Here is a 15,186-nt window from a genome sequence, read left to right as displayed (position 1 = left end):
CTACAACCGCTTGATCGCGACAACCTCGCTGCCAGCCTGCCTGATCCGTGCAATGGCCGGCTCGATCGGCTCGACCACGGTCGCCATGTGATGCGCGTTGGCGTGGACCATGGTGCTGGCGTCGCGCACGATGGCGACATGGCCCTTCCAGAAGATCAGATCGCCGCGCCGCAAGCTGCCTCGCTCATGAGGCTCCAGTGTGCGGCCGAGTCCGGTCAGCTGCATGTCGCTGTCGCGCGGGCAGCCGATCCCGGCAGCTGTCAGCGACACCTGGACCAGGCCCGAGCAATCGATGCCAAAACTGCTCTTGCCGCCCCAGAGATAGGGCGTGCCGACGAAGCGCTCGGCGACTGCGACGAAATCCGGTTCGCGATGATCGAGCGGGGCGAGATGTGCCTTCGGCAGATATCTGCCGTGGCGCGTTATGGCGAAGCTGCCGTCTTCGCGCGCCACCGCGAGCTTCGATCCCATCACGAGCGTCTCGGCCGGCGGCAGCTTGATGGAGGGGCCGGGGAAGGCAAACGTCCTGAGCGCGCTGATCACGTGAGTTGGCGCAGCCGATGGCGTCACGAGCGCTGCTTCCGGCAGCCAGCCGACATAGCCGTCGCCATGGAGCTGGCCCCATGCCCAGCCCTCGCCGTTGCGGTCGTAGACCGTGACGCGCTCGCCGCGCAGCGCTTCCGTCATCAGCATCGCGTTCGAGGACGGCTGCTCGCGCACGGGCGCGACCGGCTCGGCCACCTCGAATTCCTCGCCGGTGACGAAGCGGTCCGCCTGCACTTGGCCTTCGAGATATTTCGCGGCGAGGTCGCCCCGTGCCGGCGTTATTCGCGGATCGTATCCTGGATCATGCATAGCGCTCGCTCAGCATTGTATAGATGGCACGCGCGGCCTGGCACTCGCCGCCCTCGGGACGTGCAGGCTTGGCCGACGGCGTCCAGCCGTAGATGTCGACATGCAGCCAGCTCCCGGCATGCTCGACGAAGCGTTGCAGGAACAGTGCGCAGGTGATCGAGCCGGCAAAGCCGCCGGACGGCGCGTTGGTTATGTTGGCGGTCTTGGAGTCCAGCCACGCATCGTAAGGCGGCCACAGCGGCATGCGCCACAACGGATCGTTCTCCTTCGCCGCGCAACGCGCGACATCGGCGGCCAGCGTCTCATCATTGGTGTAAAAGGGCGGTAAATCCGGCCCCAGCGCGACGCGCGCAGCACCGGTGAGCGTGCCCAGATCGATCAGCAGGTCGGGCTTTTCCTCGTCGGCCAGCGCCAGCGCGTCGGCCAGCACCAGGCGGCCTTCCGCATCCGTATTGCCGATCTCCACTGTGATGCCCTTGCGCGAGGTGAAGATATCGAGCGGGCGGAAGGCGTTGCCGGCAACCGCGTTCTCCACCGCCGGGATCAGCACGCGCAGCCGCACCTTCAGCTTCGCATCCATCACCATGCGCGCCAGCGCCAGCACGTTGGCGGCACCGCCCATGTCCTTCTTCATGATCAGCATGCCGCTCGACGGCTTCAGGTCGAGCCCGCCGGTGTCGAAGCAGACGCCCTTGCCGACCAGCGTCACCTTGGGATGCGCAGGATCACCCCAGCCGATGTCGATCAGCCGCGGTGCGCGGCTGGAGGCCATGCCGACGGCGTGGATCAGCGGGAAGTGTTTCTCCAGCTCGTCGCCGATGGTGCAGGCAAAGCTTGCTCCGAATTCGGCGGCCAGCGCTTGCGCGGCAGCGGCGAGCTCTTCCGGACCCATGTCGTTGGACGGGGTGTTGATGAGGTCGCGCGCGAGCATTGCGGCGTCGGCGATCCGCTCGAGCTCGGTTGCATCGACGCCATTGGGCGGGACCAGCCGGACGTCCGGCCTGTCCGCCTTGCGGTAGCGCGCGAAGCGGTAGCACCCTAGTGCAAAAGCGAGCGCCGCCAGCCGCACATCGTGCGGTGCATTGGCAAAGCGATAAGTGCCCGGCGGCAGCAGCGCGGGCAGGGCGCCGGGCCGGAACAGATCACGCGACCGCGCGCCCTCGTCTTCGAGGCCGAACAGCACCTGCGCTACCGCGCCGTCGGGCGCGGGCAGAGCCAGATAGGCGCCGGGCTTGGCGGTAAAGGCACATGCCGTGGCGAACTGCCGCTGCTGCGGCGGCAGCTGCTCGGCGACATGATCCCAGCTCGATTTGGTGACGAAAAGGATCGGGATGGCGGTGGATGAAGTCTCGAAGACAGAAGGCATTGGCGGGTCCGGATCGTCGGATCAAACGGGGCATGCGAACGGACGAGACTTCGCAGAGTTTCGCCGTGGCTGCAATCGGCTTTGCTGTCACCGTTCGGCGAGCCGCTACTCGCAGCAAGGCGCCCATGCTAGGTTCCGGTAACGGCCGCCAAGGATGAGAATTCGGGCGGCCGACGACAAAGCGCGCCGGGAGGACATGCAATGGAATTTGTGTGGAGCGTGGCCACTTTCATCGGCCAGGCCATCGAGGTGATCTTCGGCTATGTCGAGCATCACCATTGGATCTTCGCGTTCCTTGCCGGTGGCTACGTGTTCTATCTCCACGACCGCTCCGTCCACGCGCGGTTCGATGCGCTCGACAGGCGTATCGACGAAATCCGCAAGCGGCTCGCCATCGAGTACTGAGGCCGGAATTGCCGAGGCATCCAAATGAGCAGGTGAGGGTGCTCGCCTCGACCGCGGCTTCGGCAGCGGGCATCGCCGCAAGCGTCGCCGCGAGAGGTGCGGCTCGGGGGCGTTAACCGGCCGTTAGGGTTAACAGTCTATTGCTGACGCGTTCGGCTCGATCAATCGGCTCGAGAGTCAAAGCGTCATGCGTCAACGGTTCAGTCTTGCCCGGCTTCTTGCGTCCACCTCCTTGGTCGCGGCGGTGGCCATGGGCCTCGGCGGCTGCACGGCCATGTCGAAACTCTCCGATGTCACAGGTTCGATCGGCGGACCCCGCGCCGAGGCGCCTGCGGCCGATCGTGCGCCAACCGATCCGGTGCGCGCCGTCGAGGTCTATGGCGAGCGCTACCGCGCCAATCCCAAGGATGCCGACACCGCGCTCGCCTATGGTCAGGCGCTGCGCGCCAACGGCCAGCGGGCCCAGGCCGTCGCCGTGCTCGAGCAGGCGACCATCGCCAATCCCGGCAACAAGGCGCTGCTCGCCCAATTTGGCCGCGCACTCGCCGACAACGGCAATTTCCAGCAGGCTTACGACGTCCTGTCGAAGGCGCATTCGCCCGACAATCCGGACTGGCGCCTGCTCTCGGTGCAGGGCACGGCGCTGGACCAGATGGGCCGTCACGAGGAGGCGCGTTCCTATTACACGACCGCCCTCAAGATCGCGCCGGGTGATCCTGGCGTGCTCTCCAATCTCGGCCTGTCCTACATGCTCTCGAGAGACCTGCCGAAGGCCGAAGAAGCACTGCGGCAGGCCTATGCGTCTCCGCGTGCGAGCGGCCGGGTGCGGCAGAATCTCGGCCTGGTCGTCGGTCTCCAGGGCCGCTTCGCGGAAGCCGAGACCATCGTCAAGGCAGATCTGCCGCCGGATCAGGCTGCGGCCAATGTCGCCTACCTCAAGGACATGCTGAACCGCAACGACAGTCAGCGTGGCGCGCCGAAGCGGACGCCTGTCGCCTCGCTCAACCAGCACGACTGATCAAGCTTCATCTTGCATTCCTGCAGCCGCGCGCGGGTCTCGCGCGGCTCACGCCTTGCGTTCCCGCTACTGCATCTCGCTGATCTTGATGCCGGTCGGCCCGAGAATGACCACGAACAGCACGGGCAGGAAGAACAGGATCATCGGCACCGTCAGCTTCGGCGGCAGGGCGGCGGCCTTCTTCTCGGCTTCCGTCATGCGCATGTCGCGGTTCTCCTGCGCCATGACGCGCAGGGAATGACCGAGCGGGGTGCCGTAGCGTTCCGCCTGCTGAAGCGCCAGACACACCGACTTGACGCCTTCGAGCCCGGTACGCCGGGCGAGATTTTCGTAGGCGACCTTGCGATCCTGCAGATAGGACAATTCGGCCGTGGTGAGCGCGAACTCCTCCGACAGCGCGATCGACTGGCCCACGATCTCGGTGGCGACCCGCCGGAACGCCATCTCGACCGACATGCCTGACTCGATGCAGATCAGCAGCAGGTCGAGCGCGTCGGGAAAGGCGCGCTTGATCGAGAGCTGGCGCTTGGAGATCGCATTCCGCAGGAACAGCATCGGCGCCTGCAGGCCGAGATAGGCGGCGCCGACGCAGATGCCGATCTTGACCGGCATCGCCTGCTCCATGTGCGCGATCAGGAACACGTATACGATCGAGCCGATGAACAGCACGATCGGGGCGACCAAGCGGGCGAACAGGAAGGTGATGTAGGGCGCCTGGCCGCGGTAGCCCGCCATGATGAGCTTGTCGCGCGCCGCTTCCTGCGCGAGCCATTTGGTGAGGTTGAAGTCCTCCACGACCTTGGAGACGATCTGCTTCGGCGTCTGGCGCAGCGAGACCTTTTCGTTCTTGTGCAGGCGCTCACGCTCGCGCTGGCGGATGCGCTCGCGCTCGCTCGCTACCGCCTTCATACGCTTGGAGAGGCCTTCGCCGGCGAACAGCGGCATCACCAGCGTATAGACGGTGGCGCTGGCAGCGATCGCCGCCAGCATCATGGTCATGAAGCGGACGTCATGTAGCTTCGCAACGAGAAACTCGACCATACGGCACCGTCAAAAATCGAAATTGATCATCTTCTTCATCACCATGATGCCGACTGACATCCAGACGACGCAGCCGACCAGCATCAGCTGGCCGGTGGGGTGAGTCCAAAGCAGCGAGATGTATTGAGGCGTCGTGAGATAGACGAGGAACATCACGATCGGCGGCAGTGAGCCGATGATGCCGGCCGAGGCCTTGGCTTCCATCGACATCGCCTGGATCTTTTCCCTCATCTTCTTGCGGTCGCGCAGCACCTTGGAGAGGTTGCCGAGCGCTTCGGAGAGATTGCCGCCCGACTTCTGCTGGATCGAGACCACGATGCCGAAGAAATTGGCCTCCGGCAGCGGCATGCGTTCATAGAGCCGCGAGCAGGCCTCGCCGAGCGGCATGCCGATGGCCTGCGTCTCGATGATGGCCAGGAACTCGCTGCGCAGCGGCTCCGGCGAATCGGCCGCGACGACCTTGATCGATTCGAACAGCGGCAGGCCCGCCTTGATACCGCGGACGATGACGTCGACGGCGTCCGGCAGCGCGGCCAGGAACTTTGTCTCGCGCCGCTTCTTCAGGAAGCTCAGCGCCCAGCGCGGCAGGCCGAAGCCGCCGGCAAAGGCGAGACCGGCAGCGCCCAACAGGCCGCCACCGGCGAACAGGGCGACCGCGAAGAAGGCGGCGGCAACGACAGCCGACACGATCCAGAATTTCTGCGGCGTCCAGTCGAGCCCCGCCTGCGACAGGCGGACGGTGAGCGGCACGCTCTTCTCCTGCAGGCGTCGCGCCTCCAGATCCTTCAGCGTGGTCTCGACCTGCTCGCGGCGTGAGCGCTGGGTCTTCTCGGCTTGACGCGTCGTGGGCGCCTCGGCGCGCGAGATGGAGGCGCGGCGGTTTTCCGCCTTTCGCTCCCCCGACAGCAATGGGTAGAGGAAGACCCAGGCGATGCCGCCGACCGCTGCGGTGGCGAGGAATGCGAGGGCGAGGACCTGCATCTTCATGGCGATCTGCTCACGTCTTCGGCGCGACTTCCGCCGCGTCCAGCGCAGCGGCAAGGCGTTTTTCGTCGCCGTAATAGCGGGCGCGTTCCCAGAACCTGGGACGGCCGATGCCGGTCGAGCGGTGACGACCGATGATCTTGCCGTTGGCGTCCTCTCCGACCATGTCGTAGAGGAAGATGTCCTGGGTGATGATGGTGTCGCCTTCCATGCCCATCACCTCGGTGATGTGGGTGATGCGGCGCGAGCCGTCGCGCAGGCGCGCCGCCTGGACGATGACGTCGATCGAGGCGCAGATCATCTCGCGGATGGTCCGCGAGGGAAGCGAAAAGCCGCCCATCGTGATCATGGATTCGCAGCGCGACAGGGCTTCGCGCGGGTTGTTGGCGTGCAGCGTGCCCATCGAGCCGTCATGGCCGGTGTTCATGGCCTGCAGCAGGTCGAACGCCTCGGGTCCGCGGACTTCGCCGACGATGATGCGTTCGGGGCGCATACGCAGACAGTTGCGCACCAGCTCGCGCATGGTGACCTGGCCCTCGCCCTCGATGTTGGGAGGGCGGGTTTCCAGCCGCACCACGTGAGGCTGCTGGAGCTGGAGCTCGGCCGCGTCTTCGCAGGTGATGACGCGCTCGTCGTGCTCGATGTAATTGGTCAGGCAGTTCAGCAGCGTGGTCTTGCCCGAACCGGTACCGCCGGAGATCAGAACGTTGCAGCGAACGCGGCCGATGATCTGGAGGATCTCGGCGCCTTCGGGCGAGATCGCGCCGAACTTGACGAGCTGATCGAGCGTCAGCTTGTCCTTCTTGAACTTACGAATCGTGAGCGTCGGGCCGTCGATGGCCAGCGGCGGCACGATGGCGTTGACGCGGGAGCCGTCGGCAAGACGCGCGTCGCAGATCGGCGAGGATTCGTCGACGCGCCGGCCGACCTGGCTGACGATGCGCTGGCAGATGTTGAGGAGCTGCTGGTTGTCGCGGAAACGGATACCGGTACGCTGGATCTTGCCGGCGACTTCGATGTAGACGGTGTTGGCACCGTTGACCATGATGTCGGCGATGTCGTCGCGCGCCAGCAGCGGCTCGAGCGGACCGTAACCCAGAACGTCGTTGCAGATGTCGTCGAGCAGCTCTTCCTGCTCGGCGATCGACATCACGATGTTCTTGATCGCGATGATCTCGTTGACGATGTCGCGGATTTCCTCGCGCGCGGATTCGGAGTCCAGCTTGGCCAGCTGGGCGAGGTCGATCGCCTCGATCAGCGCGCCGAAGATGGTGGCCTTGACCTCGTAGTAATTGTCCGAGCGCCGGCTCTCCATCGCCGGGGGCGGCGGCGGAGCCTTGGCGGGGGCAAGCGGCGGCGAGGCGACGGCCGGCGGCGGCGGGGCGCGCGACACCGTCGGCGCCGGAGCCTGGGCAGGCTCGGGCGACACGGCGCCGGGCTTGGGCGCCCGAAGGTCGGTGTCTGTTCCGCTACGCTTACCGAACACTTAACAACTCCACGCGGGGGCCTATTTTCCCCGCAACTTGTCAATCAGGGGTGAAAGCAGGGACGACTTTTGCTTCTTGGTCTCGCTGCGGCCGGTCAGCCGCTGGGCGATCTGAAGAAACATCTCGATCGACTTGTGGTTGGCGGAGATCTCCGCGATCATCTGGCCGTTGTTGGCGGCCGAGCCGAAGATCTGGGGCTCGAACGGGATGGAGACGATCGGCTGGCTCTCGATCGCCTTGGCGAACTCCGTGGCGGCGATTTCGGGCCGTTTCGGCACGCCGACCTGATTCAGGCAGTAGAGCGGCGGCCGATCGTTGGGCCGCGCGGCCTTCAACAGATCGAACAGGTTCTTGGCATTGCGCAGATTGGCAAGGTCAGGGGCAGCCACGATCAGGATGTCGTCCGCCCCGATCAGGGCGCGCTTGGTCCAGCCCGACCATTGATGGGGAATGTCGAGCACGATGCAGGGCATGGTGGAGCGCAGCGTATCGAATACGGCGTCGAAGGCGTCGGTGCCGAAATCATAAACGCGGTCGAGCGTCGCCGGCGCGGCCAGCAGGCTGAGATGGTCGGTGCATTTCGACAGCAGGCGGTCGACGAAGGCGGTATCGACGCGATCGGGCGAGAACACCGCGTCGGCGATGCCCTGTGGCGGATCCTGGTTGTAGTCGAGCCCGGCGGTGCCGAAGGCGAGGTCGAGATCGGCGACGACGGCATCCATCGCCAGGTCGCGGGCGATCGCCCAGGCGACATTGTGCGAGATGGTGGATGCCCCGACGCCGCCCTTGGCGCCGACCACGGCGATGATGCGGCCGACCGCCTTGGCTTCCGGTGCCGAGAACAGGTTGCAGATCGAGCGCACGACGTCGATCGCGCCGACCGGCGCGAGCACGTAGTCGCTGACGCCGCGGCGCACCAGCTCGCGGTAAAGCATGACGTCGTTGATGCGGCCGATCACGACCACGCGCGTGCCGGCGTCGCAGACGGTGGCGAGCTGGTCGAGCCCGCTCAACAGGTCGTTGCGACCGTCGCTCTCGAGCACGATGACGTTCGGCGTGGGCGCCGAGCGGTAGGCTTCGATCGCGGCCGCCATGCCGCCCATCTGGATCTTCAGATGGGCCTTGCCGAGGCGGCGATCCTCGCCGGCCGACTGGACTGCGGCCGCGGTCTCCACGGTCTCGCAGAAAGCCTGGACCGAGACGCGCGGCGCGGGCGCAATATGCTCCTCGACCGGCGGAGGCGCTGCATCCGGCTGCTCTTCGTGTGTCTGGCGGGCGTAGCTGATCATTTGCCGGTGTCGCTGAGTTTGGCCTTGTCGGCCTCAGGATAGGTGACTGCCGTCGATGTTCCCTTGCGATACTTCTCGAAGGCTGCCGTGCGCCGTATCGTGTAGGAAGGTGTCTCGGGCCGAGGCTGCTCGAGGTCCGACGGATTGTCGACCATGGCGGCGAGGTTGCGCTGATAGGCGCAACCGTAATTGTAATAGTCCTTGTTCTCGAACCAGCTCTTGTTCTTCATCGAAGGACCGATGTCCTCCGGCCACAGTCCGCAGGGACCCGCGACCGCGGCGATCTTGGAATACGTGAGCCGGATCGGCGGCAGGAAGCGCTTGTCGTCGGGCTGGTAGGGGCGAACGTTGACGCCACGCGGCGGAACGCCTGCGCCCGCCAGCATCGCCTGGATTTCACGCATCGTATCCGCGACCGGACGCGCATTGGGCGTGCCGGACGGTACGTCGATGCGGATGGCTCCCGTGCCTTCGTGCAACCATGCCGATGCGACGCCCATCACGTCCGCACGCTGGGCGGCGGTCAATCCGCCGCGTGCATGGCCGACGAAGACGACGATCGAGCGGTTCTGCTCCTCGATCGCGATGGGATGGCGCTGCTTGTAGTCGTCGGGAATGGAGGCGGTGACGACTTCGTTGTGCTGGCAGCCGCCGAGCGCGAGCGCCATGCCGACGAGCGCGCCACCGAGGCGGACGGCGCGTTTGCGAAGCTGGGGTGGTCTTGTGATCATCTTGAAGTCCCCGTTCCGCCTCAGTCGGTAATGAAGCCGTAGGTGCCGCGGTAGTTCTTGACCGGTTCGGTCCGGCCCGGCACGCCGTAGATACGGTTGATGTTGCCGATCAGCTGGGCCTGCGGATCCGCTGGCGGCGTGAAGCCGTCATCGGGCCGCGACAGGTCCTTTGGCGCCACCGCGCGAACGACATAAGGCGTCACGATCACGACCAGCTCGGTCGCGTTGTTGACGAAGTCGCGGCTGCGGAACAGCGTGCCGAGGATCGGAAGCTGCATCAGTCCCGGCAGTCCGCTGACGGCCTGCTTGGTCTGCTGCTGGATCAGGCCGGCCATCGCCATCGCGCCGCCGGAGGGAATTTCCAGCGAGGTCTCCGCGCGGCGGGTCCGGATCGAGGGAACCGTCAGCGAGTTCACCGAGCTCGAGGTCACGGCCTGCGACAGGGTGATCGCGTTCTCGTTCGACAGCTCGGAGACCTCGGTCATCACGCGCAGGCTGATCTTGCCCTCGCTCAGCACGACGGGCGTGAAGTTGAGCGAGATGCCGAATTTCTTGAAGCTGATCTGGGTGGTACAGACATGCGTGGTGGGGTCGCACGCATAGCCTGCGGGAACCGGGAATTCACCGCCGGCAATGAACGTCGCCGACTCGCCGGAGATCGCGGTCAGGTTCGGTTCGGCCAGCGTGCGGATCACGCCCGCGGTTTCCATCGCGCGCAGCGTGGCCTGCACTGTCGGCGCGCCGCCGAACTTCGTCGTCAGGTTGTTGCCATCGACGAGGTTCTTGCCGAGTGCGGTGAACGGGTTGGAGTTGGTGAAGCTCACCACCGACGTGCCGTAGTTCAGGTTAGCGGTGAGATCGATGCCGAGCTGCTTGATGATGCTGCGCTGGACTTCCGCCACCGTCACCTTGAGCATGACCTGGTCGCGGCCACGCACGACGATCGAATTCAGCACCTTGTCGGAGCCGCCGGCCAGGCGCGCCGCGAGATCGTTGGCCTGCTGCGCCTCCAGCGGGTTCGCCGCCGTGCCGGTCAGGACGACGCCTTCGCCCAGTCCGTCGATCTGAATGTCCGAATTGGGCAGGACCTGCTTCAGCGCAGCCCGCACGCCGTTGAGGTCGCGCTTGACCGCGATGTCATAGGCCGCAATCTGCTGACCGGCGGAATCGAAGAACACGATGTTGGTCTGGCCCACCGTGGCGCCGATGATGTAGGCGCGCTGGGCCGAGCGGACCACCGCATTGGCGATCTTGGGATCGGCGACGAGCACGTCCTTGATGTCGCGCGGCAGGTCGATCACGATGGACTTGCCGACGCCGAGCGAGAGGAATCGCGCGTTCATCTGGCCGTCCGACACGGCCGGCGCCATGGGGCGGTAATCGGCAGCGACCACGGGGGTCAGCACCGGGTTGAGCGCCAGCGCGAGAGCGGCCGAAAACGACAGGGCGCGAACCATGGAGGTTCGCAGCGTCGCCAGATTCACCCTGTTTTTCATATCGACTGTCTTCATCGTGCTTTCGCCGTCTGACTTGGAATGCCGTAGCGAATGATCGAAATGCCGTCCCGCTTCTGTGCGGACTCATCGGGCGTGACTTCGCTCATCTTAATATCGACGATGCTGCGTAGCGCCAGCGACAGCGTGCCGCTCTGGCGGGCCGCGGAAAGCGTTGCGGTCTGCGCGGGATTGAGCTCGAGGGTGACGGTCTTGCCGACCACCGCGTTCTGGCCGTCCTTCTCCTTCGGCGCCTGGTCGATGGCCAGGACTCGGATATTGGACAGGATGATCTCGGAGGTGACGATGTCGGGGGCGCCGTTGGCCTGGTCCGGATTCTTCAGCCGGCGCGTGAGGAGAACGTCGACGCGATCGTTGGGCAGGATGAAGCCCCCCGCACCGGTCTCCGGCGAGATCTCGGTCGAGATCGCCCGCATGCCGGTAGGCAGGATCGCCGCCATGAAGCCGGAACCCTCAGGCTTGACCAGCTTCTGGTCGCGGATCGGCTCACCCTGAATGAAGGGGGCGCGCGCGATCGAACCGGTGACCTGGGTCGCTCCCTCGGGACGCTCGTTGCGGCGGATGAAGGTGGCGCTGGCGGTCGCGGCCGGCCAGGTCTGCCATTGCACGTCTTCCGGCTTCACGGTCTGGCCGAGGCCGATGTCGTTCTTGGCCACGAGAACGTCGACGGTGGGAAGCTGCGCGACCGGAGCCACTGGGGGCGGCGCAGAATTGTCCGAGCCGCTCGCCAGGTACGCGGCGACGCCGCCGGCGCAGATGGCGACCGTCAGGACGACAATGCGTGCCCTATTCATACGCTTCACTTTCCACAAGACGCCGCGACGCTGCCGCCGCCGTAATCGGCAGTTGACCAGCTATTCGTCAAAGCATGGTTAATGAGGCGTATCTAAATCGCCTTAACGCAGGGTTACCCGTGCGTTCAGCGCAGTGCGAGGTGGGCGAGGTCGATCGCCTTCACCCATTCGGTCTCCGGGTAGACCACCAGCGCGCCGAGCGTGAGCGCGATGCCGTAGGGGATACCGCTCTGCTTGTCGTGCAGCCGTGCGAGCCAGGCCTGGCCCGCCAGTCCGTAGGGCAGCGGCCACTGCCGGAACTGGAGCAGGAGCAGGGTCAGCGCGCCGCCGAACAGCGAGGCGTAGAGCAGGAAGTCCATCAAGGGGGTAAAGCCGAACCACAGCGCGACGGAGGCCGCGACCTTGGCGTCGCCGCCGCCCATCCAGCCCATCGCAAAGCAGGTGAAGGCCACGACCAGCAGGAGCGCGCCGGCACCGACATGGCTCAGCATCTCGTAAGGTGGCATGCCTCCGGCGAAGGCGAGGGCGAAGAAGCCTGCGACCAGCGCCAGCGAGACGCGGTTCGAGATCGTCATGGTGAAGAGATCGCTCGCGGCGGCGAACGCCATCAGGGCCGGGAAGAGCAGAAGGCGCGCAAGGTCGAGGATCATGGGCTGCGTCTTGAGGCCTGGGTTTGCCGCGGGAACTGGCGTCGGCGAATGCTAGCCCGCAGTGCTAAACAAACCGACAACGGGCCGAAGGGACGTGCGGGGGCCGAAGCCGGCGGAACGCGTGTTCACCAGAGGCTGGCAATGCGTGCGGCGAGCGCGACCGTTGCAAGCAGCAAGGCAAGGCAGACCCAATAGACCGGCGATGCGGCCTGCGCTCCTGCCTCGTTCGCCGCGACTGCGGCATCGGTACTGTACTTGCGCAACGCCACTGGAACTCGCCGTCTTCAGAAAAACAAAGGCCCCGGAGGTCCGGGGCTTTTGCCGTCGTTCGTTGACCTGCTTACTTCAGCGAAGAGCTGATCGAGGTGAACTTGGTGTTCAGCGTGGTGCCGAGATTGTTGACGACGGTGATGATGGCCAGCGCGATGCCGGCGGCGATCAGACCGTATTCGATAGCGGTGGCGCCGGATTCATCCTTCGCGAAACGCGCAATCAAGTTCTTCATGAACAAAACTCCATCTGGGGTGAGATCGCCTCGTTCGGCGCCGTCTTTGACCCGATGACCATGAGAGCCGAGCTCTTTCGGCGGGGTTAATTCGATCGAGCAAACCCGGTTCTGGGGCGATGCTTTGGCGCAGAGTGAATTTCGCCTTAAGACGGCACCTGCAAATCGTCCCGGTTCCAGATGCAGCGTCGGCGCGGCGGCGGCTTCATCCTCCCTTAAATTTAGCGGAGTACGCATAAGAGCACGGAATCCGCGGAGAGAGGCGACGATGTCGAGCCTGCCCATGCTAGTCGCTCTGATGATTGGCGAGACCATCATCAAGGTGATCCCCGTCACCTTCGTGCTCGCGGCAGTCTTCACCGTGCTCGAGCATTTCTGGGCCTGCAATCCCGGCGCACCGTGGTGGCGCAAGCGGGAGATCATCACCGATATCTGCTACTGGTTCTTTGTTCCGGTGTTCGCCCGGACGATGCGGATCGGACTTCTGATCGTCGGCGCCGGCGTCGTGTTCAACATCCATGACGCCGACGGGCTCATCGCCTTCTACGATAACGGCCACGGTCCGCTGTCGGAGCTGCCGCTGTGGGTGCAGGGCGCGCTGTTCCTGGTGCTGTCCGATTTCATGCTCTATTGGGTGCACCGGCTGTTTCACGGCGGCGGCTTCTGGAAGTATCACGCCGTCCATCATTCGTCGGTGGAGATCGGCTGGATTTCGGCGGCCCGTTTCCATCCCGTCAATCTCGTGCTCGGCACGATCAGCGTCGACGTGGTGCTGCTGATGGCCGGCATTTCCCCGAACGTCATGATCTGGGTCGGCCCGTTCACCACCTTCCATTCGGCCTTCGTGCACGCCAACCTGAACTGGACCTTCGGACCCTTCAAATACCTGCTGGCGACGCCGGTGTTTCACCGCTGGCACCACACCTCGCTCCAGGAGGGCGGTGACACCAATTTCGCCGGCACGTTTCCGATCTGGGATGTGCTGTTCGGCACCTTCCGCATGCCGGAAGGGCAATTGCCTCAGGACTACGGCAAGGACGAAGCGACCATGCCGAGGGAGTTCGGGGGCCAGTTGGCCTATCCGTTCCGCCAATAGGGCGGAATTTGGGGCCGCAAATAGCCGGTCCGTTCAAACAATCGCCGGCGAATTTGCGGAACGTTCATGAATTAAAGGCAGGTTAGCCGGGTCGGGCACCGGCTCCGCTGTCATCTGTTCGCTTCTGCCGGTTTGTGACGTCCCGGGGGTAAGAGTATGCGTAAAGAGTTGCTGCGCCGTCAGGCGCGCGTCTGTCTTCTGGTTGCCGCCGCTGTGCTGGCATCGCCGGCGGCCGGCCTGGCCGAACCTACAGTCGATACCATCGCCGTCAGCGTCGACCAGGCCAAGCTGGTGCGGCTGCCCGGCAAGGTGGCGACCATCGTGGTCGGCAATCCCCTGATCGCCGACGTCACGCTCCAGCCCGGCGGCATGATCGTCGTGACCGGCAAGGGCTACGGGGCCACCAATTTCATCGCTTTGGACCGGGCCGGCGAGATCCTGGTCGACCGCCAGATCCAGGTCGAAGGTCCGAGCGACCGGCTCGTGACGGTCTATCGTGGGGTCGAGCGCGAGTCCTACAGCTGCGTGCCGATTTGCCAGCGGCGCGTGACGCTGGGCGACAGCGACGCCTACTTCAACAACACGATGAGCCAGGCCGGTTCGCTGAGCAACAATGCCAGCGGCAATGCCGGAGCGGGCGCCAAGACCAATTAGCCGGATCGTCTGCACCTGATCGCGCCTTGGCGTTTCGGACGCCAGGGCGACGTCTGTTTGCGCGCGTTCTCCCGTAGTCTCGCGGTCTGCGCGGTTAACGCATCCTTAACGGTGCGGTCAGGGGAGCGTGAATCGCCTGCAACACTTAAACAATCAGTTTTAGCTATTGATCGCAGATAATCGCCGCTGCTTCAGGAATTGACGCGATGCCATCGCCTCCATCGACCAGGTTCACGCTCCGCAAAGCGCTATGGCGGTTTCGCGGCAGCCGCCGCGGCTCCGCGGCGGTCGAGTTCGCGCTGGTCGCTCCGATCTTCTTCGGGCTGCTGTTCGCCATCATCGAGACGGCAATGGTGTTCTTCGCCGGCCAGGTGCTCGAAACCGTCACGCAGAATTCCGCGCGCGCCATTTTGACCGGCCAGGCGCAAGCGCAAGGAGGTTCGGTGGCGGCCTGCCAGACCACGCCCAATGTGATTTCGGCGTGCGACCAGACGACGTTCAAGGCCTATGTCTGCACCCAGATCCCGGCGCTGTTCGATTGCAGCAAGCTTTACGTCGACGTGGTGAGCACCACGTCCTTCACGACGCTGAGCCTGCCCAGTTACGGCGATTCCTGCAGCTTCAACCCGGCCGGCGTGCAATACAATCCCGGCAGCGCCAGCCAGGTCGTCGTGGTCCGGATGTTCTATCAGTGGCCGCTCTTCGTCACCGGCCTCGGTTACAACATCGGTTGCAGCAGCAAGCGGCTGCTGGTGGCGACCGCGGCCTTCAAGAACGAACCGTTCTGACGCAGATGG

The 15,186-nt window shown here is 64.9% G+C and carries 17 protein-coding genes; 5 read left to right on the top strand and 12 right to left on the bottom strand.

What is annotated here, in order from left to right; translation table 11 throughout:
• Both Q0743_RS29250 and Q0743_RS29245 read right to left on the bottom strand, forming a co-directional pair.
• A complete protein-coding gene (locus Q0743_RS29250) occupies positions 1–855 on the bottom strand; it encodes an NlpC/P60 family protein (RefSeq protein ID WP_298244916.1) in 855 nt (284 codons plus the stop codon).
• Complete coding sequence (locus tag Q0743_RS29245) at positions 848–2,221, bottom strand: M17 family metallopeptidase (protein ID WP_298244915.1); 1,374 nt, start codon at positions 2,219–2,221, stop codon at positions 848–850. Before Q0743_RS29245 ends, Q0743_RS29250 begins: the two co-directional genes overlap by 8 nt.
• Positions 2,222–2,422: 201 nt before the next feature.
• Here Q0743_RS29245 and Q0743_RS29240 point away from each other — a divergent pair, with 201 nt between their 5' ends.
• Together Q0743_RS29240 and Q0743_RS29235 are read left to right on the top strand one after the other, a co-directional pair.
• Positions 2,423–2,626 (top strand): hypothetical protein, encoded by a 204-nt coding sequence (locus Q0743_RS29240; protein WP_097659989.1) that lies wholly within the window; start codon positions 2,423–2,425, stop codon positions 2,624–2,626.
• Positions 2,627–2,813: 187 nt separating this feature from the next.
• Positions 2,814–3,644: a tetratricopeptide repeat protein gene (locus Q0743_RS29235; protein WP_298244914.1), complete on the top strand. Its 831-nt coding sequence runs from the start codon at positions 2,814–2,816 to the stop codon at positions 3,642–3,644.
• 66 nt (positions 3,645–3,710) lie between these two features.
• Here the strand turns inward: Q0743_RS29235 and Q0743_RS29230 are convergent, their stop codons facing one another.
• From Q0743_RS29230 to Q0743_RS29185, 10 genes are all read right to left on the bottom strand, one after another.
• Complete coding sequence (locus tag Q0743_RS29230) at positions 3,711–4,685, bottom strand: type II secretion system F family protein (RefSeq protein WP_298244913.1); 975 nt, start codon at positions 4,683–4,685, stop codon at positions 3,711–3,713.
• Between the two features lie 9 nt (positions 4,686–4,694).
• Complete coding sequence (locus tag Q0743_RS29225) at positions 4,695–5,672, bottom strand: type II secretion system F family protein (RefSeq protein WP_298244912.1); 978 nt, start codon at positions 5,670–5,672, stop codon at positions 4,695–4,697.
• Positions 5,673–5,682: 10 nt separating this feature from the next.
• Positions 5,683–7,155: a CpaF family protein gene (locus Q0743_RS29220; RefSeq protein WP_298244911.1), complete on the bottom strand. Its 1,473-nt coding sequence runs from the start codon at positions 7,153–7,155 to the stop codon at positions 5,683–5,685.
• A gap of 21 nt (positions 7,156–7,176) precedes the next feature.
• A complete protein-coding gene (locus Q0743_RS29215; protein WP_298244910.1) occupies positions 7,177–8,445 on the bottom strand; it encodes an AAA family ATPase in 1,269 nt (422 codons plus the stop codon).
• Complete coding sequence (locus Q0743_RS29210; RefSeq protein WP_298244909.1) at positions 8,442–9,176, bottom strand: CpaD family pilus assembly protein; 735 nt, start codon at positions 9,174–9,176, stop codon at positions 8,442–8,444. Before Q0743_RS29210 ends, Q0743_RS29215 begins: the two co-directional genes overlap by 4 nt.
• Before the next feature lie 20 nt (positions 9,177–9,196).
• Positions 9,197–10,672, bottom strand: a complete 1,476-nt coding sequence (locus Q0743_RS29205; RefSeq protein WP_298244908.1) for a type II and III secretion system protein family protein — start codon at positions 10,670–10,672, stop codon at positions 9,197–9,199.
• Positions 10,673–10,683: 11 nt separating this feature from the next.
• Entirely contained in the window at positions 10,684–11,484 is an 801-nt protein-coding gene (cpaB, locus tag Q0743_RS29200; protein ID WP_298244907.1) for a Flp pilus assembly protein CpaB, read from the bottom strand.
• 125 nt (positions 11,485–11,609) lie between these two features.
• A complete protein-coding gene (locus Q0743_RS29195; RefSeq protein WP_298244906.1) occupies positions 11,610–12,134 on the bottom strand; it encodes a prepilin peptidase in 525 nt (174 codons plus the stop codon).
• 125 nt (positions 12,135–12,259) lie between these two features.
• Positions 12,260–12,397 (bottom strand): hypothetical protein, encoded by a 138-nt coding sequence (locus tag Q0743_RS29190; RefSeq protein ID WP_174718668.1) that lies wholly within the window; start codon positions 12,395–12,397, stop codon positions 12,260–12,262.
• A gap of 77 nt (positions 12,398–12,474) precedes the next feature.
• Positions 12,475–12,639 carry a Flp family type IVb pilin gene (locus Q0743_RS29185; RefSeq protein ID WP_097660093.1) on the bottom strand — a complete coding sequence of 55 codons (165 nt, stop codon included), beginning with the start codon at positions 12,637–12,639 and terminating at the stop codon, positions 12,475–12,477.
• 268 nt (positions 12,640–12,907) lie between these two features.
• On the opposite strand from Q0743_RS29185, the gene Q0743_RS29180 reads away from it, so the two are divergent.
• From Q0743_RS29180 to Q0743_RS29170, 3 genes are all read left to right on the top strand, one after another.
• Positions 12,908–13,735 carry a sterol desaturase family protein gene (locus Q0743_RS29180; protein ID WP_100176099.1) on the top strand — a complete coding sequence of 276 codons (828 nt, stop codon included), beginning with the start codon at positions 12,908–12,910 and terminating at the stop codon, positions 13,733–13,735.
• 156 nt (positions 13,736–13,891) lie between these two features.
• Positions 13,892–14,389: a pilus assembly protein N-terminal domain-containing protein gene (locus Q0743_RS29175; RefSeq protein ID WP_298244905.1), complete on the top strand. Its 498-nt coding sequence runs from the start codon at positions 13,892–13,894 to the stop codon at positions 14,387–14,389.
• Positions 14,390–14,595: 206 nt separating this feature from the next.
• A complete protein-coding gene (locus tag Q0743_RS29170; protein ID WP_298244904.1) occupies positions 14,596–15,177 on the top strand; it encodes a TadE/TadG family type IV pilus assembly protein in 582 nt (193 codons plus the stop codon).
• Positions 15,178–15,186 lie beyond the last annotated feature (9 nt).

The organism is uncultured Bradyrhizobium sp. (genome assembly GCF_936943645.1).
Classification (GTDB): Bacteria; Pseudomonadota; Alphaproteobacteria; order Rhizobiales; family Xanthobacteraceae; genus Bradyrhizobium.
This window is presented reverse-complemented; position numbering and strand designations above follow the sequence as displayed.

Bases quoted from the DNA above. Each gene is read 5' to 3' on its own strand.
- Q0743_RS29250 (WP_298244916.1), bottom strand. From the start codon at position 855: ATGCATGATCCAGGATACGATCCGCGAATAACGCCGGCACGGGGCGAC.
- Q0743_RS29245 (WP_298244915.1), bottom strand. From the start codon at position 2,221: ATGCCTTCTGTCTTCGAGACTTCATCCACCGCCATCCCGATCCTTTTC.
- Q0743_RS29240 (WP_097659989.1), top strand. From the start codon at position 2,423: ATGGAATTTGTGTGGAGCGTGGCCACTTTCATCGGCCAGGCCATCGAG.
- Q0743_RS29235 (WP_298244914.1), top strand. From the start codon at position 2,814: ATGCGTCAACGGTTCAGTCTTGCCCGGCTTCTTGCGTCCACCTCCTTG.
- Q0743_RS29230 (WP_298244913.1), bottom strand. From the start codon at position 4,685: ATGGTCGAGTTTCTCGTTGCGAAGCTACATGACGTCCGCTTCATGACC.
- Q0743_RS29225 (WP_298244912.1), bottom strand. From the start codon at position 5,672: ATGAAGATGCAGGTCCTCGCCCTCGCATTCCTCGCCACCGCAGCGGTC.
- Q0743_RS29215 (WP_298244910.1), bottom strand. From the start codon at position 8,445: ATGATCAGCTACGCCCGCCAGACACACGAAGAGCAGCCGGATGCAGCG.
- Q0743_RS29210 (WP_298244909.1), bottom strand. From the start codon at position 9,176: ATGATCACAAGACCACCCCAGCTTCGCAAACGCGCCGTCCGCCTCGGT.
- Q0743_RS29205 (WP_298244908.1), bottom strand. From the start codon at position 10,672: ATGAAAAACAGGGTGAATCTGGCGACGCTGCGAACCTCCATGGTTCGC.
- cpaB (WP_298244907.1), bottom strand. From the start codon at position 11,484: ATGAATAGGGCACGCATTGTCGTCCTGACGGTCGCCATCTGCGCCGGC.
- Q0743_RS29195 (WP_298244906.1), bottom strand. From the start codon at position 12,134: ATGATCCTCGACCTTGCGCGCCTTCTGCTCTTCCCGGCCCTGATGGCG.
- Q0743_RS29185 (WP_097660093.1), bottom strand. From the start codon at position 12,639: ATGAAGAACTTGATTGCGCGTTTCGCGAAGGATGAATCCGGCGCCACC.
- Q0743_RS29180 (WP_100176099.1), top strand. From the start codon at position 12,908: ATGTCGAGCCTGCCCATGCTAGTCGCTCTGATGATTGGCGAGACCATC.
- Q0743_RS29175 (WP_298244905.1), top strand. From the start codon at position 13,892: ATGCGTAAAGAGTTGCTGCGCCGTCAGGCGCGCGTCTGTCTTCTGGTT.
- Q0743_RS29170 (WP_298244904.1), top strand. From the start codon at position 14,596: ATGCCATCGCCTCCATCGACCAGGTTCACGCTCCGCAAAGCGCTATGG.